Genomic DNA, 21,156 nt, shown 5'->3' on the forward strand with positions numbered 1-21,156 from the left:
TCGGATATCGGCAGGCATTTTTTGTTTATTAAATGCTTTTCCTTCATATTGCCCCTCAAGATCGCTATTTATAAAAAACGGGGAAAATGACTTCGGAGCATATCCGAAGCGTTTTTGGGGGCAGGCTGGTGATGGTTCTCTTATGACAGACAATATTGGCTACTCAGCAGAAACGAACGACAGGGATCTTCTGGCTGCCATGGCCTTCTGCTGGGCGGACATGTTGCTTGAAGTCGACGAGAACGGATATATCCTGTTTGTGGCCGGTGCGACCGAAAGCCTTCTGGGCTGTCCACCGGAACGGTTGATTGGCGAAGCACTTGATAAACTGGTTATCCGTTCGGAACGGCCCCTTTTGCGGGCCTATCTTCATGCCACTTCCGGGATCAAGCGCCTTGAGGAGCTCGACCTCGATTTCCAGTTGATCGAGGATGACGACACCGCCCTTGGCAACCCGGTTCCCCTGTCACTGAGCGGCTATATGATTTCCGAACCGATCGGACGCTATTTCATTGCCGCCCGTCATCGAGCAATCCGCCCGCGTGCGCGATCCGGGATTGACCGGCTGATCCTGCAAAACACGCTGTCCTCGGCAAATTCCTCATCCGGCAAAACCGAACAGCATTCCGAAACAATGGCGCGCGTGGCATCAAGCCATAGCGAGGCCCTTGTTGTGCTTGAAAACCTTGCCGCCCTTCGCAGTCAGGCAGAAACCGACGCCACCAACGAACTGGCTCGGTTGATCGGGATCGGAATTGGTTCCCGCAGGAACACTGAAGACTTTGACACCAATAGCAACCATCTGGTTGACGAGCCGATGATCGAACTGGAACGGCGGATTGTCGCTTATGCAAGTGCCCTGCGCGCCGATCTCGACGATCCCGATTGCAGCGACGCGGAAAATACCGTTGATCCTTTCAAAAACCTGAACCTTGCCACCGGTAGTTCGGGCACTTCGGGTGGCTCAACATTGTCCACCAACGATCTGTTTGGACGTGATTACGATCTTGCCAGCGGTTTTCATCGCCTGACACAAAATGTCCGCCAGCCAATGGCGGGCGGGGAAAAGGAAACCAACCTGACACGCGCTGTGGCCTATGCGCTTAACCGCCTGCAACATCGCAGCGATGCGAATACGGATGTGTCGGCCGAACGGCTCTCGGCCAGCCTGCCCCATCTGATTCAGGAAACCCTGAAATCGGTCCGCGCATTTCGCGAAATTGTTCAGAACGGCTCATTTGCCGTGGCACTGCAACCGATCGTGCATCTTGGCAGCCTTGAAATGCACCATTACGAGGCGCTGGCACGCTTCCACGATGGCAGCAGCGCACTTGCCGTTGATCAGATCATCCATTTTGCCGAAGGTACCGGCCTGATTACCGAGTTCGATCTGGCGATGTGCCAGAAAGTACTTGATCATGTAACGCTTGAACCGGAACTTGTAACTCATTCTGTAGCGGTTAATTTGTCAGGCCATTCACTGGAACAGCAGGATTTCCTGCCGGCATTGGAACAAATTCTTGATCGTTACGACATTGACCCGGCAAAAATCATGTTCGAGGTAACCGAAACATCGCGCATTCGTGGCCTTCGGGACGTGAATGACGGTTTGCAACGGCTACGTGCACGCGGGCACCTTGTCTGTCTAGATGATTTCGGTGCCGGGGCCGCCAATTTCGAATATCTGAGCGCCCTTGACGTCGACATCATCAAATTTGATGGCGGTGCAATGCGCACGGCTTTGGCCAAACCCAAAGGCCGCGCCTTTATCAAAGCCACAGCCCTGCTTTGCCGCGATCTTGGCATCCATACCATTGCAGAAATGATCTATGATCAGGCCAGCTTTGAACTGGTTCGTGATCTGGGCATTGATTTCGGTCAGGGCTATCATCTTGGCGCACCGGTAACGCTTGCAAGTGTGAACACCGGATCATCAAGTAACGCGAAGACCGCCAACGCGACCGGAGGCGGGCAATGAAACAGCATCACAAGGATGCCGACAAGGAAATGTCCGCATATAACGATATGACATCCGATCAGGGTTTCATTCTTGATCCGCAGACCATGGCCGATGCCGAGGCACCCGTCATGGTCATGGACAAGAACGGCACCCCCCTGTTTGCCAATAAAAATGCCCGAAGCTTCGCCGAAGGCATTCGTGACGGTCTGTTTCCGGAAATAAACAAGCTGGTTTTACGCGCCATCACAACGCCGGGCGGGGTTGTCGAACTCCTGACATTCGAGGTACAGCGCGGTACGGCAACGCTTGAACTGACGGCATTGCCGATGGCAGATGACCGGGTTCTGCTTTTACCGCGCGACGTAAGTATGGATCGCAATCTGCGCGATGCGCTGATTGACTCGCGTCAGCGCTATCGCGACATCGTCGAGGTATCATCCGCCTTTGCGTGGGAAACCGACGATACCGGCAATTTCATTTTTGTCTCGCCGCGTGGTGCTCTGGGTTACAAGGCCGATGAACTTGTTGGTCGCTCGCCACTTGATTTCCTTTTGGATACAGCGGACCAGGACAGCGAAATTGTGTTTCGCAGCCAGAAGGCCGTTCGCGATGTACCGATCTGGCTCAGACGGGCCAATGGCAATGCTGCCTGCCTCGCCGTTTCATCGACTCCGGTTTACACACGTGACGGTCGCTGGACCGGTACGCGCGGCCTTGCCCATGACATCACCGAACAGCGCCGGCGCGAAAGCGAAGTCGCCACGGCACGAAACCGCGACCGGTTGATGACCTATATTGTGCGCACCATGCGCGATGAAATCGACCCGACCCTTGTGCTTAAAGGTGCGGCAGATGCCAGCGCCCGCGCTCTGGCCTGCGCTGGCTGCGCCATTTTTCGTCGCAACGAGGAAACCGACAAGATTGAGGTGGTCGCATGTCATGGCCCCGAAGACCTTGACCCGATTGCCAAACAGGCATTGAACCAGCTTGGCAACACCGATGAGGTGTTTGAAGCCGAAATCGAGAATTATCGCGTTCTGGCCCAGCGTTGCCATTATCATCAACAGGTGAATGGCGCGGTTATATTTATCTTCAATGCCGATCATCCAGCACCTAACGAGGGCGAACGCGCCATCATGTCCGAAGTATCGGACCAGATCGGGATCGCGATTGAACAGGCAGCCCAACATGACCGGATCGTTACCCTGTCGCGAACCGATGGTCTTACCGGGCTTTTGAACCGGCGTGCCTTCTTCGACGAATTGGGTCGCCGCCACGCCCGCCTTGTGCATGATGACATGCCTGCGGCCCTGATGTATGTCGACATGGACAATTTCAAGCTGGTTAATGACGTCCATGGTCATCAGACCGGGGATCAGGCCATTCTGGCGCTGGCCCGCATCCTTTTAGACAACACCCGCCCGATTGATCTTGTCGCGCGCCTTGGCGGCGATGAATTCGTGGTCTGGCTCGACGGGGCGGATATGGCAACCGCATCGCAACGCGCGCGCATCCTGCTTGACAAGAGCGCCACCTTGTCGTCGTTTTCCGGTAGCAAGGATCGTCCGCTTGGTATTTCGGTGGGCATTGCCGTGCGTGATGCCGGCTCGAAAGAACCGCTTGAACAGCTTGTGCTTCGTGCCGATCAGACCATGTATCAGGTCAAAAAACACGGCAAAGGCAGTTTCGGTATCGCCGCCCCTCCCGGATCGAACGGTCCGGCAAGAATAGAAGATCAGGAGACGCCCCTATGAAGGGTTTTTTGCAGCGGGTCTTCACCAAACGTCGGGAAACCCCGATCACGTATGATGAAGCCAAAGACATGGCCGCCAGCCCGGATGCGAATGTTCGCGGCGTGCTGGCGCAACGTCATGATACCAAACCGGAAATTCTGTATTACCTTGCAAGTGATGCAGATTCCCAGGTGCGGCGCCATATTGCAGCAAACCATGCCACTCCTGTGCAAGCCGACGTCCTGCTAACCGATGACAAGGACGACAGCGTTCGTGGAAGCCTTGCCGAAAAGATTGCAAATCTTTCTGCCGGACTGACACCGAATGAAACCGATAAGCTGCGCCGGATGACCTATGAAGCGCTGGACAAGCTTGCCCGCGATCAGGCCGTCCATGTCCGCCAGGTCATTTCGGAAACGCTCAAGGATATCGCCAACGCGCCACAGCCGATCATCCAGCAGCTGGCGCGCGATACCGAAAGTGTCGTCTGCGGACCGGTCCTGCAATATTCGCCGGTTCTGACGGAAACCGATCTTCTGGAAATCATCGAGGGCAGTTCGGGAAGGGGATCGCTTAGCTTTATCTCGCGTCGTCGCAATGTTGGTGAAAAACTTGCCGATGCGATTGCCGCCAGCAGCGACAAGGATGCGATTTCGCATCTTCTGGGCAACAAGTCGGCACAGATCCGCGAAGAAACCCTTGATCAGCTTATTGATCGTGCGCCGGATTATCCGGAATGGCACAAGCCATTGGTTGAACGCCCGCAACTGCCACCAACGGCAGCAGGTAAACTGGCACGTTTTGTCGCTGAAAACCTGATCGGCGTGCTGGAACGGCGCAAGGATCTGAAAAAGGAACAGCTCGACGCGGTGCGCGAAGTCGTCAATCGACGCATTTCATCTGGCGAGTTCGACAAACGCGAAGATGCACCGGTTGAAACCCGCAAGGCCAAGCAGAAGCAGGCAGAACAGAAAGCGACGGCCAAGTCCGGTGGTGCCGAGGCCGCAGCGACGAGCGAGGAAGAAGAATCTTCTTATGAAAAGGCATTGGCCCTGCATAGCAAAGGCAAACTGACCGATAAGGAAGTTGCCAAGGCGTTGGCAGCCAACGATGTCAAGTTTGCGCGTGCGGCCCTTGCAGTGCTTGCCGGTATTCCGCCAGAAGCCGTAACCAAAGTCCTTAACACCCATTCGGCCAAAGGTGTCGTATCGCTGGCATGGAAGGCCGGACTTCCGGCCGAACTGGCAGTAAAGATTCAGGTCAAGCTTGGGCATGTCCCGCCCGGGCAGACGCTTAATCCGCGTGGCAACGACTATCCGCTGAGCGAAGAAGACATGAAATGGCAGCTTGAATTCTTTACCGGCATGGCAACGGTCGGGCTGCGCTGATCAGTGCAGCGGATCCTGCCTGCTATCGGGCGAGCGCAGCATTGAAATATGGGCGATACCATCTTCATAGAAGGCTTCGCCGAACTGCATGAAGCCCAGTGCCTCGTAAAAGTTTTTGAGATAAAGCTGGGCATTCAGGAAAATCCCCCTGCCCGCAAAGGTATCGTGGCAGGACGCGATGGCCTGCAACATCAGTTTACGGCCGATACCCTGGCCACGCAAATCGGGGCTGGCAACGACACGGCCGATCGCCGGATGCTGTCCCTGTGCGGAATGATCTGGATCGATACCCGGTGCCACAATGCGCGCAGCGGCAACAACCTTGCCGTCCAGCAATCCCAGAACATGCTGACAAAGCGGATCAAGCCCGTCGATCTCGGGGAAAATGCATTCCTGTTCGATGATGAAAATCTGTTGCCGCAATCGCAACAGGTCATGAACCTGAAGCGGTGTCATCTCGTCAAAGGCGCAATGCACCCACTGCAGGGTCGAGGATGAGGCAGACATGGCGGCAACTTTCATTTCCGGACGTGATGGACGCGCTTGTTCTGGTTATTTCGCGGCCAGATGCTCGATATGATAGATAAACACATCATTTTCCTGTGTCGATGACAACAGGCGGTTGCCGGTCATTTCGCAAAAGGATTTCATATCTGCAACCGATCCCGGATCGGTCGCCAAAACCTTAAGCACACCGCCTGCAGGCACATCGCGCAATGCCTTTTTTGCCTTCAGCACCGGCATCGGACAAATCAATCCACGGGCATCAAGAACAAGGTCAAAGGGATCTTCTGGTGTAAGCGACATGAAAAACCTTACAAAAAATCGGATTATCCCGGCCAATCAGTGAATTGGCGATTGTTGCATTTGCACAATATGTTAGACTGATTTCTCAGAATCAATCAAACGCTGATGCCCGCCTGCGATGCAAATCTATTTGCCTATTGCCGAGATGTCGGTAAACATTTTTCTGATACTGGGGCTAGGCGGCGGCGTCGGATTTTTGTCCGGGTTGTTCGGTGTTGGCGGCGGATTTTTGATCACGCCGCTTTTGATTTTCTATGGTATCCCCCCTGCTGTATCGGTTGCAACTGCTGCGAACCAGATTGTCGCATCTTCGGTTTCTGGCGTTTTTGCCCATTGGCGACGCGGTAACGTCGACCTGAAAATGGGCCTTGTCCTTCTGGCGGGTGGTATAGCCGGGTCCACAATTGGCGTCTGGGTTTTTGCATGGTTACGTTCCCTCGGACAAATTGATCTCGTCATTTCGCTTTGCTATGTGATCTTTTTGGGGATCATCGGCGGCATGATGCTGATCGAGGCATCGCGTGCCATTTTCCGCACCCGGCGCCGCGGCGGGCCATTCCGTCGCACCAAGAAACACCAGCACAGCTTTGTCCATGGCCTGCCCCTTAAAATGCGGTTTTACCGCTCCGGGCTTTATATCAGCGCCTTGCTGCCGCTTCTTGTCGGCTTCTTTGTCGGGCTTCTGACCGCTCTGATGGGCGTCGGCGGTGGCTTTGTGATGGTTCCCGCGATGATTTATATCCTTGGCATGCCGACCAGTGTGGTTATCGGGACATCGCTGTTCCAGATCATTTTCGTGACTGCCAACGTTACTTTCCTGCAATCCATTCAGACGCAAACCGTTGATGTTGCCCTTGCCATCCTGCTGTTGATCGGCGGCGTCATCGGGGCACAATTCGGCGCACAATTCGGATCGCGTCTTAAGGCGGAACATTTACGGGCAATGCTGGGGCTTCTGGTTCTTTCGGTTTGCCTGAAACTTCTGTTCGATCTCGTGATCACGCCGACCGAACTTTATTCCATCGCGCCGGAGAATTTGTAATGCACAAATCGGGCGCGATCATCCGCACACTGCTTGCCACCATGGCGGTGCTTGCCGTGGCCGGACAGGACCGGGCACGCGCCGATGCGCTGGTTGTCGATCTTTCCAACCATCTTGTTGCCATCACCACCGGCTTCACCGGAACCGACGTGCTTTTGTTTGGCGCGGTGCAAAGCGAAGGCGATGTTATCGTCACGGTCAGGGGGCCCGATCAGGATATGGTCGTGCGGCGCAAGGAACGCAAAGTCGGCATCTGGGTCAACAGCGAAAGTGCCACTTTCCGCAATGTGCCTGCCTATTATGCCAGCGCGTCGAACCGGCCGATGGAAATCATCGCCAATTCACAGCTTTACAATGATTACCGTATCGGGGTTGAACATCAGCGCTTTGTGACCGAAATCGATGACAAGGATCGCAACAGCAGCGATTACCGCGATGCCCTGTTGCGAAACATGCGTGCAGCGGGCCTTTTCAACCAGCGACCGGCAAAAATCAGCTTCCTGTCCAATCAGCTGTTTCGAACCGACATCCATTTTCCGGCCAACACTCCGACCGGTACATACACCATCAATGTCTATCTGATCCGGGACGGTCGCATTGCCAGCGTCAAGACAACGCCGCTGGTCGTATCCAAAACCGGCGTCAGCGCCGAAGTTTATGACTTCGCACATCGCTATTCCGCGCTTTACGGTATCATCGCCGTGATCATTGCCGTCGCCGCCGGATGGATAGCAAGCGTCGTGTTCCGCAAAAGGTAATCTGGCCTTCAATCGTTGATTGAACGATTGCGAAGCGTCCTTGTCCGGGCAGCGATTTCGCACATGCATCATCATGTTCTGCAGTTGCGTAAAGATAATTTCTTTGTCGGGATGCTTGAAAAATAACTTGGAAACGGTCCTTAAGTTACGGCAAACTTTGCTGATCCGGTGTGACAGCGCCTCGCCCCGCAAGTTGGCGCAACACATTCGGAACCCGTTTTCATTCAGGGCAGGACGACATGAATTCATTTGATGCCGACCGAGAACTGCGCGCTGCCACCACGGATCGCACGTTCCTTGTTGTGGTCGACGACAGTGACGAAATGACCAAGGCACTTCGATATGCCTGCCGCCGTGCACAGCATACCGGCGGGCGCGTCGCATTGCTAAGCGTGATCCAGCCAGCCGAATTTCAGCACTGGATGGCTGTTGGCGATCTGATGCAGGAAGAAGCACGCGAAGACGCCGAAAACCGTATCAACGAACTTGCGGCCTATGTGCATGAACAAACCGGCTCCATGCCGCTTCTGTTCATCCGCGAGGGTCGCCTCAAGGACGAACTACTCAAGGTTCTGGACGAAGAAGAGCAGATTTCCATTCTGGTTCTGGCAGCCGGCACCAACAGTGACGGCCCCGGCCCGCTGATCACGGCACTAACCAATCGGGATGTGGTCGGTCAGTTGCGCCTGCCATTGACCATCGTCCCCGCCGCCCTGTCAGAAGCCGATATCGACGCGCTGAGCTGATCAAAACACGCATAAGACACACGAAAGCCGGGCAGTTACCCGGCTTTTTGCATTTTTGCAATCTGGTATGCTACCCGGCTTACGCCGTGCGATCTTCAAGGAAGTTCATGTAAGAATCAAAGGAAGACCGCTGCCCGAACAGGACGTGAGCGCGGTTGCGGATGGCCTGTGAAACAACCGAACGCCGTCGTTTATCCATCGCCAGCGTCAGCGCGGTTTCAACATAGTCGGCTGAATGATAGGCAACACAATCAAACACCGATATCTGGCGATAACAGGTATGGCTACGCCGCGATCGCGCCCCCTTGCCCGGCAGGGTCACAAGCGGCACACCAAGGCCAAGACAATCAAATGCCAGCATCGCATCATTCCATGCCGGGCTTTCAAGAACGACATCCACCGCACAAAGCAGGGAATGAAGATCGGCACGGCTGTGAACCGAAACAAACCGCATACGTCCGGCAACATCGGCATAATTGACCGCAAAACGCCGCCCCCATGCCGCGTCCCAGCTATCACGTTCGGGTGCGATCAACAGAAGTTCAGCGGTTTCATCAAGACGCAGGATTTCAGCAATCAGCGGATCAAAATCAGCCGTCAGAACATCAAGCGGCTGCGGACAAAGATACGTATTCCGGTCCTGATCAATGCGCCAGCGGCGCTGCAGATCGCCCGGCGACAGCTTAATTTCATCTGGCCTTGTCGCATTGACAAACAATCCGGGCAGACGGATCAATTCCTCGCTAAAGCGGGTTTCACCGCCCGCCGTTTCCCAATCCTCGGCAATCAGGTGACAGTCAATGTTTGAAAGCCCCGTCGTCGCGGCAATTCCGCCACCGGCGATCTGCAACGGTGCCAGCCGCCAGCTTGCCAGCAACATGGTATAGGCATCGGCCTGCGGATCGACATAATGCAAAACATCAAGGTCAAGGCCCGCAATCACCCGGGCCGAATGCAACGGATCAAGCGGCAATGGCACCACCAGATCGGCCTCGGCATCTATGCGGGCGGTTATGTCATCCTCGCCCAGTGGCGGACGGATCACCGTGATATCAAACCGGTCGCGGTCAATCGCACGGACCAGCCCCGCAATCCATCGACCAATACCGTTATCGCGCATATTGGCCGATACAACGCCAAGCCGGACCTTGCCGCCCTTTGGTCGGGCCCGCGCCGCGACATGGGGCACGTCATAACCAGAAACCAGCCGTTCCCAATAATGACCAACCGCGCGCAATTGCGCATCGCCTTCGGGGCGAAGCGCCGCACGCCATACCGGCGGGAACCGTGTCAGGGTGATCGGATCAATCAGGTCGCTTTGGCCAAGATCAAGTTCGAGATCGTCATCATCAAGCGTATCGTCGAGAAGATCACGAACGACCTCATCATTCTGTGCCGCCAGATCGGCAGGAACCGGGGCAAAAAGCAGCCGACGGGCCGTTCTGAACAGCGCCGTATTGTCCCCAATGGCAATCTTGCGATCTATTGCGTTTTGCAGAACCGATTGGGCGGATGCCGCATCGCCTTCTTCTGCCAGCTCGACCGCCAGCCGGAAGACGGCATCATCACCACCTCCCGCACCAATCGCGGCACCAAACCGTTCCACGGCTTCGCTATGGCGTCCGGCAAGGCTTAATGCCTCGCCCATCATCAAAAGAAGTTCGGGGTCTTCTGGATTTGCGCGCAAAAGTGCTTCCAACGCGCCAATGGCCTCGGTCCCCTGCCCGGTCCTCAAATACAGCAGTGCCAGCGTGCGCCGCGCCCCCGCATCCTGCGGATCAAGTGCCAAAACCTGGCGCAGGCAATGCAGCGCACCAGCGAACTGGCCCAGTCGGAAAAGCGCATCGCCATAGGCCGTCAGGGCGCGCTGATGCCCCGGTTGAAGTTCAAGGGCACGCAAAAGCGGCTCGGATGCGGAAACCGTCCGTCCCTGATCCAGCCTGATCTGCCCCATCAAAACCAGCGCATTGACGATATCGTCACGCAGTTTCAGTGCGGTTGTGCAGGATGCCTCTGCGCCTGCGATATCACCCATGGCATATTGGCAGGCACCAAGGTTGGCATGGATTTCGGCAACATCCGGTGCCAGTCGAAGGGCCAGCATGTAGTTTTCATGCGCCAGTTCAAGTTCATCAAGCTGGCGATAGGTATTGGCGATATTGCAATAAAGCGCCGGGGAATCCGGGCATAGGCGAATCGCGCGCTTGAAGGCTCCGACGGCCTCGCGCAGCTTGCCGACCGCTTTCAGGGCCTGCGCATGGTCATGCTGGATTTCGGCGTTATTGGCGTCGGCTATTGCAGCGCGGCCCATACGTTCGGCTGCGATATCACCATTACCCTGTTTCATGGCAACCAGACCGGCCAGATGCATGGCTTCTGCCGCCTGCGGATAGGCAAGCGTCATCTTGCGGCAGGCGCTTTCAGCCTCCGCCAGTTGACCCGTTTCAAACAGGTCGATTGCAAACCGGAACATCTCGCCAAGTTCAGACAAGGATCGTATCGCCACCCGAGAGTTTGTTTAATCGGTCACCATAGTGACCAAGCGTTAACAAACCACGTCTTTGCCACAAAATATGGGTCGTGACTATGGCAAGGACGCACAAAAAACCACCCGGCCTGACAAGACCGGGTGGCAAAGTTCATCACTATGCCAAAAAGCATGATGCGGGGGTTATAAATCAGCCCTCGTGGCTGAAGTAACGACCGAAGCGGTTGGCAAGAAAATCATCAAGTGCGACCTGCTCCTGCCGGATATATCCCTTGCCCGCAAGCGTACCGGTCAGAACCATATCCATGACGGCACAAAGCCCCGCCGATGTCGTAATCTGGATCGCAGACCAGTTCCTGCCACCGATGGCCGTGCCATGAACCTTGCGGATGAAGTTTTCCTCGCAAAGTTCGCCGTCGCGGGTGCCGATGGCATCGGCAAAGATCACAATCACGTCCTGGCTTGTGATCGGCAGCGACTTTTCAAAGATTTCCTTCATCAGATCGGGACGTTTGCCAAGCCCAAGGTCTTCGATCAGGATTTTCAGGATTTCCTGATGTCCCGGGTAACGCACGGTCTTGTAATCAAGGTTCTCGACCTTGCCTTCCAGCATGTCACAAAGCGCACCTACCCCGCCCGAGGTATTGAAAGCCTCGTATTCCGTGCCATCAATTGTGAAACGCTCATATCCTTCCAGCGGCAGAACTTCTATTCTCTTGCCTTTGTGGATGGCTTCGCACGGGTTCAGATATTCGTTGATCAAACCATCTGTCGACCATGTCAGGTTATATTTCAAACGGTTGGTCGGATTTTGCGGCAGGGCACCAACCCGAAGACGCAGGTTCTGAACGCTGTCAAACCGCTTGAACAGATCATGGGCTGCAATCGAAATAAAACCCGGTGCCAGACCACATTGCGGCACAAACGCGCCATCGGCATCCTTGGCAATATCGCGGATCGCACGAGTGGTTTCGACATCCTCGGTGACGTCGAAATAGGATGCGCCGACCGCCCGCGCCACACGCGCAATCGCAACATTAAGGTAAAACGGACAGGTCGACAGGATGGCATCATGGCCTTTGGCAACTTCCGTCAATGCGACCTCGTCGGTGACATCGACCTTTACCAGCATTGCCGCATCATCCTTGGCACAAATTTCAAGCATATGCCCGTTGGAATCCGCCAGTGTCACCGCATAAGCGCCACTTTCATTCAACATGACTGCGGCAATGCGACCGATTTTACCCGCCCCAAGGATCAGAACTTTTTTCATTTCAGCAAACTCCCATTTTGACGTCTGAGACCGCATGTGATGCGTTGCCCCGCCTGATTACGGCCCTGATAACGTTATTGTTATGCTGTCTTGATGGTCTTCCGCTGGACTGCCGGTTACAACCCGGCGATACTGTCATTTCCAATGATTTATCCGTTAAAATGACGGGCAATTCCGATGAAACGTAACCTTGATGAAATTGACCGCCGCCTGATCGCCCGGTTACAGCAAAATGCCCGGACCCCGATTGCAGCACTTGCCCGTGATGTCGATCTGTCGCGCAGTGCAGTTCAGGAACGTCTTGAGCGCCTTGAAAAGGCAAAAATCATAACGGGATACACCGTACAGCTTGGCGAGGAAGCCAGATCGCTTCTGCTTGCCGAAGTCATGATACAGGTCGAACAGAAACAATCCGCCGGGGTTGTTGGTGCGCTTCAGAGAATCACCCACTGCATTCGCTGCCTTGCGATTTCTGGCGAATATGACCTGATCGCGGAAATAGCCGCCGATACATCCGAGGAACTTGATACCGTTCTTGACCAAATCGGTGCCCTGCCCGGAATTAAACGCACGGCAAGCTCAATCATCCTTTCCACAAAATTTGATAGACGATAGACTGCCTTCGGGTTGGGGGACCTTTGTTCGGGAATTTTCAAAAAATTGGCTGAAAAACGCAGATATTCCGTTCTGACTGTTCTGCTTGCCGGGTTTTCTGTCACCAGCATTCTTGGTGTCGGTATTGCGCTTTATGTCGGACTTGGCGCGGCCTATCAAAACACCCGCAACCTTTGGGTCATGCTAAGCGATCTGGACCTGACATCGGTCCAGCGCACCATGCATGAACGGATGGAAAATGTGGGCAAACGGGCCATATGGGTCGCCGATCAGGTCGCCAGTGGTGCCCTTGATCCAAGCTTTCAATACGGCTGGAACAATGCGATGCGCGCACTTTCGGCATCCCAAATGGATGTGATGGCCTATGGGCTAATCACGGGGGATCGCCAGTTCATCGGTTATGACCCCGAAGACATGCGCGAAATCCGCCGCACCCTGCCCGTTGATGACGTGCTTTTCTCGGAACTGGCGCATTTGCGCGGGCCAACCGTCAATCACACCAGCTTCCCGCGATGGGATCCCTACTTCAAACAGACGGTTATTGCCGACTGGATTCCCCTGTTTGCCGACGGGCGTTATCTTGGCACTTTCATTCAGTATCTGTCGCTTTCAAACCTGTCGAACAGCCTGATCCGCGGGCGCGAAGACCTGCCGGGTGTGCCTTTCGTCCTGATTGCCGGAAACCGTGTGATGGCCCACCCACGACTTCGCGAATGGGGAGATAGCACCGCATCGGCACTCGTAAATGGTGCTGATATCGCGCGCAGCCCGATCCCCTTGCCGACGATCAATGATATTGGCGACCCTGTACTGGCAAATATCGGAAAATCCGAATCCATCGATATCGACAATGAAAGCAAACAACGCCCCGAAACCAGCAATCTTCGTCTTTCCGGCCTTGATCTTGACGGCCGTTATTCAATGATCGTCACGAAACAGATGATGGATACGCCTTTCTCTCCGATCATCATTGGCCTGCATTTCGAAGAAGAACTGTTCGATGACGAATGGAACCGGCTTGTTCTGGCATCTGTGATGGGGGGTGCGGTCCTGCTGCTGTCGATTATCGTTGCGGTAATCATTGCGCGTCACTTTACCAAACCGATCCGGCGCTTTGCCGCTGCTGCCCGGGCGTTTGAGGAAGACGGCATCGAAAACCACGATTTCCCTGACCTGAAAGGCAGCCGCATTCGCGAATATGATGATGCGGCCCGATCCTTCAATCACATGATCAAGGCCGTGCATGATCGCGAACGGATCAGCAGCCTGTTTGGTAAATTCCTGCCGGCATCGATTGCCCGCAAACTTCTGGCATCGGGAACCGATTCCGGGGTCCTCCCGCCCCAGCAGTGCGAGGCAACGGTCCTGTTTGTCGATATCGAGAGCTTTACAACCCTGTGCGAAGAACTCGAACCGCAACAGATCATTTCGATGCTGAACGCCTATTTCGACTGCGCAACCGGTATTATCGAAGAACATGGCGGGATCATCACCCAGTTCCAGGGGGATGCCATTCTTGCAGTGTTTAACGCCTTTGACGAATTGCACGACCATGCCGATGCCGCACTTGATTCGGCCATTGCCATCCAGCATGCCGTTGAAACCCGCCAGTTTGACGGGCTTTCCATTCATTGCCGTTGCGGCGTCAATACCGGGCGCATGATCGCCGGGAATGTCGGTGCCAGTGCCCGCCTGTCCTTTACCGTGCACGGGGATGCCGTTAACACCGCATCCCGGCTTGAACGTGAAAACAAGGAACTGGGCACCCGCATCCTGCTCTCAGACAGCACACGCGACCTGCTTTCCAATCCGGAACGGGTGGTCAAAGCCGGTCAAATTCAATTGCGTGGCCGCCATACTCAAACCCAGCTTTACACCTGCCGTCGCTAAAACACGCGATATTCTTTCCATCGTGATCAATCATCAGTAAGCTTTGCCGACAACCCGGCAACACAAGCCGGGTCTTCGGGGGCATACGGGGAATGTGATGACTGAACGCAGGGGGCGTTTTTCAATACTTGGCGTATTGCTGGGTGCATTTTTCATTACCAGCGTACTGGGTGTTGGGCTCGCACTTCATCTTGGTCTTGATACGGCCTATGACAATACCCGCAATCTCTGGATTACGATGACACATGCCGATCTGGAAGACGCGCAAGACGCCATGCGCGACCGGATCAAACGCATGCAACGCCGCAATATATGGGTTGCACGCGAAGTGGCGCACGGCGATCTGTCACCGGATAATGTTGCCATATGGGATAATACCCTGGCCGCCCTTGTCACCAATGAACGTGACGTCACAGCCATCGGGCTTTTGACCCCTGATGGCCATTTCCGGGGCTATGATCCAAAGACGGACAAACCTCTTTCCGGCAAGGCCGACCCCGAAGAAGACATCATCGCCCGATCCCTGATCGCCTATGGCCCGGGCCAAAGCATCACGCAGTTTCCGCGCTGGAACAGTCTGGTCAATCAGGTCGTGATCAGCGAAATGATCCCCCTGTTTCAGGAAGGGCTATATGTCGGCTCACTTGTGCAGCTTGTTTCGCTTGGCGATTTTTCACATGACCTGAAAACCGACCCGACCGAGGCCGGACGCACCCCCTTTGTCATCGTCAACGACCATGTCATTGCCCATCCGTCCCTGTCGGACTGGCATCAGTTGCACCCGCCCAAGAACACGGGAACCGATGATGTTCTTGGCGTCCTGCCCCGTGTGGATGATCTTGCCGATCCGGTTCTTGCAAATATGGGCCAGTGGCAGGCATTTGATTTTGACGATGTCCCGTCACCGGGCGGAACCAACGGGTCACGGGCATCGTCACTGGAAACCGAAAACGGCTATCACGTTATCATCACCCGAAAATTTGAAGAATCGGCAGGCCTTCCTGTCCTGATGGGCATGCATTTTGATCCAGCCGTTTTCACCCGCGAATGGGACCGCCTGCAACTGGCAACACTGATCGGAACGGCAATCATGGTTCTTGCCGTCATTCTGGCGATCCTGATCGCGCATTATTTCACACGACCGCTTAAACGGTTTTCGGCCGCCACACGGCAACTTGAAACCGGCATTCTTGATGATCTGCCGGTCCTGCCTGGCAGTCACATCATCGAATTCAACGATGCGTCGCGATCCTTCAACAATATGGCAATTACCCTGCGCGACCGGGAACGCATCGGGCGGCTGTTTGGTAAATTCCTGCCTGTTGCCATTGCTCAACAATTGCTGGCGTCTGATGATGACACTGGCAATGTGCAATCGCACCAGTGCGAGGCATCAATCCTGTTTGTCGATCTGGTCGGCTTTACAACACTTAGCGAAAAGATCGCCCCGCAGCGGATCGTAACGATCCTGAATGCCTATTTCGCGAAGGCCACCGCGATCATCGAAGAAAACGGCGGCATCATTACCCAGTTCCAGGGCGATGCCATCCTTGCCGTGTTCAACGCCTTTGACGAGGTGCCCGGTCACGCCGATGCGGCGGTGCGAACGGCAGTCGCCCTGCAAACGCTGGTTCATAAAGAACTGTTTGACGGCGAAGAACTGCGCTGTCGCTGCGGGATCAATACCGGCCTTCTGGTGGCGGGTAATGTCGGGGCGCCGGACCGTCTGACATTCACCGTACACGGCGATGCGGTCAACAGTGCCGCCCGGCTGGAAGCCAAGAACAAGGAACTGGGCACGCGCATCCTGATCGCAAGCACCACATTCGAACAGCTTTCAGACCCGGCCCAGGCCCGCCTTGCCGATGAAATCCTGCTGCGCGGGCGCAGTGAAACCACCGCTGTCTATACCATTCCGATTGACGGCATTGATTAGGAAACCGGTCGGCACACCACAAAACACAAAACGCCGCATTGGATGAACCGATGCGGCGTTTTGTAAAACCTGTGAGAACAAGGTACCGGGAATTAACCCTGGCGCGCCTTGAAACGCGGGTTCTTTTTATTGATCACGTATACGCGGCCACGGCGGCGCACGATACGGCAGCCTTTTTCCCGCAGCTTCGCGGATTTCAATGAGTTCCGGATCTTCATAATAGTAAACCTTAGAAACTTGGCCCCTTCGAGGAAGCCGGAAAATAGAAGTACACCCTGCCCCTGTCAACACCTAAAACAGGTTGCAGCGACAGAATTCCAGACAAAGTCCATTCATTCGTCGCCAACAGCAGACATCAAACCGGTCGATCACCTGATCGTTGCGTAGAACCGATAAAATGCCAGCGTTCCGTTTTCAAGCATTTTTACGCGATTCATCCACATTTCCATCTCCGGCACCAGATATGCCAGAACATCCGGGTCCAACCCGCTATTCTGGATATCGGCAAGCATCGCCATCCAGGCTACCTTGATCTGCTTTACATGGACATCTGACTCGTCCTTGGCGATGCGAATGTCGAATTTCAGCTTGCCCAGCGCATTCTTGTAATGGTCCGCCGTCCAGGGGTAAGGCCGGAAATCCTCGTGCCTTGCCCATTCGGCAATGGCATCTTCGTGCCCTTCGGATGTCAGAACATAGTCTGTCAGCAATATCTGGCCGTGATCGCGCAACGTTTCCGCCAGCGACACCAGCAGAACATCCTTGTTTTCAATGTGGAAGAGGTCCCCAAACGAATAGACCACGTTAAAATAGGCTTTGCGCAATTCCGGATTAGACGGGTCGAATGCCTGCACGGGGACCTTTTTCTGAACACCGGCCTGAACGGATCGCTCCATGCCCAGCAACGCCAATTCACCATCACGTTCATAGGCTGTGACCCAGACCCCCAGCTTATCGGCAAGCAACCGCGCCACCCCGCCAAGCTTCGCACCGATTTCAAGGCAGCTCATGGTTTCGTCAAGCGCAAGCGGCTTTGCCAGTTCCAGTGCATAATCATGGCCACCGGGGATCATGATCCCGCGATCAAACAGCTTGGCATAAAGCTTGACCCGTTCTGGCGGCCAGCGACCAATTTCATCATCAAGGTCAAGCTCGCCCAGTTCCGGCTCGACCGGCCTCGCAAGAAACAGGCGCATTCTGTGAAGCCACGCCCGGTAATCATCGATTTCTTTTTGCAAAAGATAATATTCGACCGGGTTGTCATAACCCTGCCAACGGGCGCGAAGCTTTGTCGCAAGGCTAAGCCTGTGGCCATCAGGCATCACAAATTCGGGCATATCACCACCGTAACCACCACCGTGGTCAAGGACATCGCCGTCATGGTCGGCATTGCGTTGCCAGAATTTAAGTTTCAAGGCAGATACTCGCTAAGCGGTTCGCGGTGGACGGATCAATTCTTGCAAAATATGGCAAATACGCAAAAGTGACAACGTGTTAAGATTTCAATCATATGATCCCGACGTCGACACGAATATAAATTGAACATGTTTTACCTGTCCGGCTTCGGGACAATATTTATGTGCAGGATGCCTTTTCACGAATGAGCCAGGATCACCTCGGGATCTATTATCGCCTGCTTAAAATTGCGCCGGGTGCCAGCGCAAAAGAGATCAAGCTTGCCTATCGCAAACTGGCGTTTGAATTTCATCCTGATCGAAACACAGATATCGATGCCGAAGAAAAATTCAAGGACATCACCGAAGCCTATGAAATCCTGATCGGCATACGCAAGGCTCCCCCAAATGCGCCTCGCAACGGTAAAAACAGCACAGGCGAAACGGCAGGCAAACAGCAAAACGGCCCCTATGGTCCGCAGGCTGCCGGGGCAAAAAATGCCAGTTCGCAACGCACCCGACAGGGATTTGCCGGTACCGGTCGCAAGGCCGAAACCAGCCGCGAAAGCGAAGAAGACAGGTTTGCACGTGCCAACGAGGCCTATCGCCAGCAGCAGGAACGCAACGCGGCGCGCAAATCAAACATCCATCCGGGGGCCAAACGCCATGCAAAAAACCGCACGACCCCGGATCAGGCCGGATTTGTACGCTGTGCGGTCACCGAAGTCGTATCAGCCCAACCCCGTCAGGTGGAATTCACCATTGTTCGCGGTTTTCTGAATTCCCTGAAAATCGAAAAGATCACCGCCAACCTCGCCCCGAAGGGGGCAAAGCGCATGGCACTCAAAGCCAGTTTCAAAACATGGCTGCGGGGTTTCTGGGGCTGGCGCAGTTTCATCCCGGCATGGCGGGCCATTATTGGTAATATGCGGGGTGGCACCCTGCCCCCGGAAGGCAATGCAAAACTTCTGTTCACACAGGCCACCGCTTTCGAACGCAGCGGCAACAAGCCGCTTGCACGTGCCGTCCTGTTACAGGCCAATGATTTCATCGGCACCAACCGGTCAGTGCTGGCCGAACAGATTCGCGCCAATCTGCGGCGTCTGGATGACGGCAAACCGCTTCGCCGGGTACGCAGCGAATGGAAACAGGCCGGGATGCTCGATGCCCTTTTACATCTAAGCCCGCTATTTGTTGCCATTTTCTGTCTGCTGGTGGCGTTTGGGCCGGGACAGGGCTTTGTCAGTCACGACATTCCAAAACTTGTCTCCGAAAAGACCAGCGAACTGACGCGCAAAGTCGAACAAATCATCGGCGAGGAACGCGATCCCTATTACATCGACCGTGATCTTCTGAACATGCGCGAAGGTCCCGGTATCGAATATCCGGTCATGCGGCGTCTGGCACGCTTTGAAACCGTCTATGTCGACGGACCAAGCGAGGATTTCTGGATCGAGATTGAAACCGCCCTTGGCGAGACCGGTTTTGTCAATCTGGATGCGCTGGTACCCGGAAGCGGCGCAAAGGCACGCGACGAGTGGTGTGCCACAAACAGTTGCGACTGACCGCAGATACGATCAGTCGCAACAGGCATTCATTGAATATCGAGGACTAAAACGATCAGTTTTTGACCGGAATCGCCTTCAGCGCCGCCAGAAGATAATCCCAGAAACGCAGGACACTTGGCACATGGACGCACTCGTCCGGGCTATGTGCGCGTTTAATGGTCGGGCCGAATGAAACCATATCCCAATGCGGATATTTCGACCCCAATACACCACATTCCAGACCGGCATGAATGACCCGGATTTCAGGATCCTTGCCAAACATGTCGCGATGAACCGCTTTCATCATATTGACGACTTCGCTGTCCGCATTCGGCTTCCAACCCGGATAGGCATCACCCCACTTCACCGTGGCCCCGATATTTTCAAACACCGATGTTGCAACCTCGCGAAGGGCATCACGTGCCGAATTGATCGAACTGCGCGCCGAAAGGGTCACATCCGCCTTGCCATCGGCCAGTTTGACAATCGCCAGATTGATCGACGTTTCGACCACACCTTCAACACTGGTGCTCATGGCGTGCACACCGTTCGGTGCTCCGACAACCGCATTATTGAAACGTTTGGAGTCCGTCGCACTCATCGCCTTTGCGGGCACTTCGGCATCTTTGGCTGCAATGGCAAAGTTCGGCTCGATCACGCCGATCTCGTCTTTGACCGCGGCAGCAAAGGCACTCAGTGCACCATCAAAGGCCGATGCCTTGTCAGACGGCAAAACGACCGTTGCAAAGGATTCCCGCGGGATCGCGTTACGCGCCGTACCGGCATTGATGGTCACAATCCGCGCACCAAAATCACGAATGACAGTGCGCAGGAAACGCGCCATCAGCTTGTTGGCATTCCCAAGTCCAAGGATGATATCGATCCCCGAATGCCCGCCCTTAAGACCGGTCAGGGCAATTTCACGTGCAACCTGTCCGCTTTCAACCGCTTCGGGGATATAGGCAAAACTCGCGACCAGATCGCCACCACCGGCACAGCCCACGCAAAGCTCGTATTCGTCCTCGGTATCAAGGTTCAGAAGGATTTCGCCCTTAAGTCGGCCGGGCTCCAGGTTCATCGCACCGGTCAGCCCCCGTTCTTCATCAACCGTGAACAGCAGTTCCAGCGGACCGTGTTCAAGACCTTCTTCGGTCATGAAGCCCATCATTGCCGCCGCACCGATCCCGTTATCAGCACCAAGGGTGGTGTTATCCGCCGTGATCCATTCGCCATTCATCAGCATGTGGATCGGATCGGTATCGAAATTGTGGGTCGAACCACTATTGGCCTGCGTCACCATATCAACATGGGCCTGAAGGATCGCCATCTTGCGATTCTCGAATCCCGGTTTCGCCGGAATGGAAATAACAAGGTTGCTGCCGCTGTCGCGGAAATGCTCAAAACCCTTGGCATCAGCCATCTTTTCCAGAAGCTGCAAAACGGCTTCTTCCTTGGTCGACGGGCGCGGGGTGTCGCAAAGTTTCTGGAAGTTCTCCCAGATTGCGACCGGGGCAATTTTGCTGATTTCATTCACGGTGGCGCTCTCCTGTATCGTTTATTTGCCGCGTATGTGACGGGC

The 21,156-nt window shown here is 54.9% G+C and carries 17 protein-coding genes; 10 read left to right on the top strand and 7 right to left on the bottom strand.

The annotated features are described in order from the left end of the window. Positions 1 to 142 precede the first annotated feature (142 nt). The 3 genes from J7395_RS16505 to J7395_RS16515 are packed head-to-tail and all read left to right on the top strand — an operon-like array spanning position 143 to position 5,081. Positions 143 to 1,978: an EAL domain-containing protein gene (locus J7395_RS16505; protein ID WP_247742214.1), complete on the top strand. Its 1,836-nt coding sequence runs from the start codon at positions 143 to 145 to the stop codon at positions 1,976 to 1,978. After that, complete coding sequence (locus tag J7395_RS16510; protein ID WP_097050425.1) at positions 1,975 to 3,714, top strand: sensor domain-containing diguanylate cyclase; 1,740 nt, start codon at positions 1,975 to 1,977, stop codon at positions 3,712 to 3,714. The genes J7395_RS16505 and J7395_RS16510 overlap by 4 nt, the downstream gene beginning before the upstream one ends. Then, positions 3,711 to 5,081, top strand: a complete 1,371-nt coding sequence (locus tag J7395_RS16515) for a DUF2336 domain-containing protein (RefSeq protein ID WP_209222460.1) — start codon at positions 3,711 to 3,713, stop codon at positions 5,079 to 5,081. The genes J7395_RS16510 and J7395_RS16515 overlap by 4 nt, the downstream gene beginning before the upstream one ends. On the opposite strand, the gene J7395_RS16520 is transcribed toward J7395_RS16515, so the two are convergent. After that, positions 5,082 to 5,588, bottom strand: a complete 507-nt coding sequence (locus tag J7395_RS16520) for a GNAT family N-acetyltransferase (RefSeq protein WP_247742215.1) — start codon at positions 5,586 to 5,588, stop codon at positions 5,082 to 5,084. Positions 5,589 to 5,633: 45 nt separating this feature from the next. Beyond that, positions 5,634 to 5,888, bottom strand: coding sequence for a sulfurtransferase TusA family protein (locus J7395_RS16525; protein ID WP_062949283.1), 255 nt, complete (start codon positions 5,886 to 5,888; stop codon positions 5,634 to 5,636). A 118-nt stretch (positions 5,889 to 6,006) separates the two neighbouring features. On the opposite strand from J7395_RS16525, the gene J7395_RS16530 reads away from it, so the two are divergent. The 3 genes from J7395_RS16530 to J7395_RS16540 all read left to right on the top strand — a co-directional run bounded on the left by J7395_RS16530 (position 6,007) and on the right by J7395_RS16540 (position 8,434). Further along, complete coding sequence (locus tag J7395_RS16530; RefSeq protein ID WP_062949285.1) at positions 6,007 to 6,930, top strand: sulfite exporter TauE/SafE family protein; 924 nt, start codon at positions 6,007 to 6,009, stop codon at positions 6,928 to 6,930. Then, positions 6,930 to 7,688 carry a TIGR02186 family protein gene (locus J7395_RS16535; RefSeq protein ID WP_209222464.1) on the top strand — a complete coding sequence of 253 codons (759 nt, stop codon included), beginning with the start codon at positions 6,930 to 6,932 and terminating at the stop codon, positions 7,686 to 7,688. The genes J7395_RS16530 and J7395_RS16535 overlap by 1 nt, the downstream gene beginning before the upstream one ends. Positions 7,689 to 7,927: 239 nt before the next feature. Further along, positions 7,928 to 8,434, top strand: coding sequence for a universal stress protein (locus J7395_RS16540; RefSeq protein WP_062949289.1), 507 nt, complete (start codon positions 7,928 to 7,930; stop codon positions 8,432 to 8,434). A 79-nt stretch (positions 8,435 to 8,513) separates the two neighbouring features. On the opposite strand, the gene J7395_RS16545 is transcribed toward J7395_RS16540, so the two are convergent. Both J7395_RS16545 and J7395_RS16550 read right to left on the bottom strand, forming a co-directional pair. Then, positions 8,514 to 10,925: a tetratricopeptide repeat protein gene (locus J7395_RS16545; RefSeq protein WP_062959677.1), complete on the bottom strand. Its 2,412-nt coding sequence runs from the start codon at positions 10,923 to 10,925 to the stop codon at positions 8,514 to 8,516. A gap of 187 nt (positions 10,926 to 11,112) precedes the next feature. Next, a complete protein-coding gene (locus J7395_RS16550) occupies positions 11,113 to 12,195 on the bottom strand; it encodes a saccharopine dehydrogenase C-terminal domain-containing protein (RefSeq protein ID WP_209222466.1) in 1,083 nt (360 codons plus the stop codon). Between the two features lie 177 nt (positions 12,196 to 12,372). Here J7395_RS16550 and J7395_RS16555 point away from each other — a divergent pair, with 177 nt between their 5' ends. The 3 genes from J7395_RS16555 (at position 12,373) to J7395_RS16565 (ending at position 16,636) form a co-directional block, all read left to right on the top strand. Continuing rightward, positions 12,373 to 12,810, top strand: coding sequence for an Lrp/AsnC family transcriptional regulator (locus J7395_RS16555; RefSeq protein ID WP_062959675.1), 438 nt, complete (start codon positions 12,373 to 12,375; stop codon positions 12,808 to 12,810). A gap of 45 nt (positions 12,811 to 12,855) precedes the next feature. Continuing rightward, positions 12,856 to 14,700: an adenylate/guanylate cyclase domain-containing protein gene (locus J7395_RS16560; RefSeq protein WP_209222468.1), complete on the top strand. Its 1,845-nt coding sequence runs from the start codon at positions 12,856 to 12,858 to the stop codon at positions 14,698 to 14,700. Between the two features lie 97 nt (positions 14,701 to 14,797). Then, a complete protein-coding gene (locus J7395_RS16565) occupies positions 14,798 to 16,636 on the top strand; it encodes an adenylate/guanylate cyclase domain-containing protein (RefSeq protein ID WP_209222470.1) in 1,839 nt (612 codons plus the stop codon). Between the two features lie 92 nt (positions 16,637 to 16,728). Here J7395_RS16565 and ykgO read toward each other — a convergent pair whose 3' ends face one another. Together ykgO and J7395_RS16575 are read right to left on the bottom strand one after the other, a co-directional pair. Then, on the bottom strand, positions 16,729 to 16,854 hold the full coding sequence (ykgO, locus tag J7395_RS16570; protein WP_007090004.1) for a type B 50S ribosomal protein L36: 126 nt from the start codon (positions 16,852 to 16,854) through the stop codon (positions 16,729 to 16,731). Between the two features lie 150 nt (positions 16,855 to 17,004). Continuing rightward, a complete protein-coding gene (locus J7395_RS16575; RefSeq protein WP_209222472.1) occupies positions 17,005 to 18,051 on the bottom strand; it encodes a methyltransferase domain-containing protein in 1,047 nt (348 codons plus the stop codon). 185 nt (positions 18,052 to 18,236) lie between these two features. Between J7395_RS16575 and J7395_RS16580 the strand changes: the two genes are divergently transcribed. Beyond that, on the top strand, positions 18,237 to 19,595 hold the full coding sequence (locus tag J7395_RS16580; protein WP_209222474.1) for a DnaJ domain-containing protein: 1,359 nt from the start codon (positions 18,237 to 18,239) through the stop codon (positions 19,593 to 19,595). A 55-nt stretch (positions 19,596 to 19,650) separates the two neighbouring features. Here the strand turns inward: J7395_RS16580 and J7395_RS16585 are convergent, their stop codons facing one another. Next, positions 19,651 to 21,111: an aminoacyl-histidine dipeptidase gene (locus tag J7395_RS16585; RefSeq protein ID WP_209222476.1), complete on the bottom strand. Its 1,461-nt coding sequence runs from the start codon at positions 21,109 to 21,111 to the stop codon at positions 19,651 to 19,653. Between the last annotated feature and the right edge of the window lie 45 nt (positions 21,112 to 21,156).

Source organism: Thalassospira sp. A3_1 (assembly GCF_017744215.1).
Classification (GTDB): domain Bacteria; phylum Pseudomonadota; class Alphaproteobacteria; order Rhodospirillales; family Thalassospiraceae; genus Thalassospira; species Thalassospira lucentensis_A.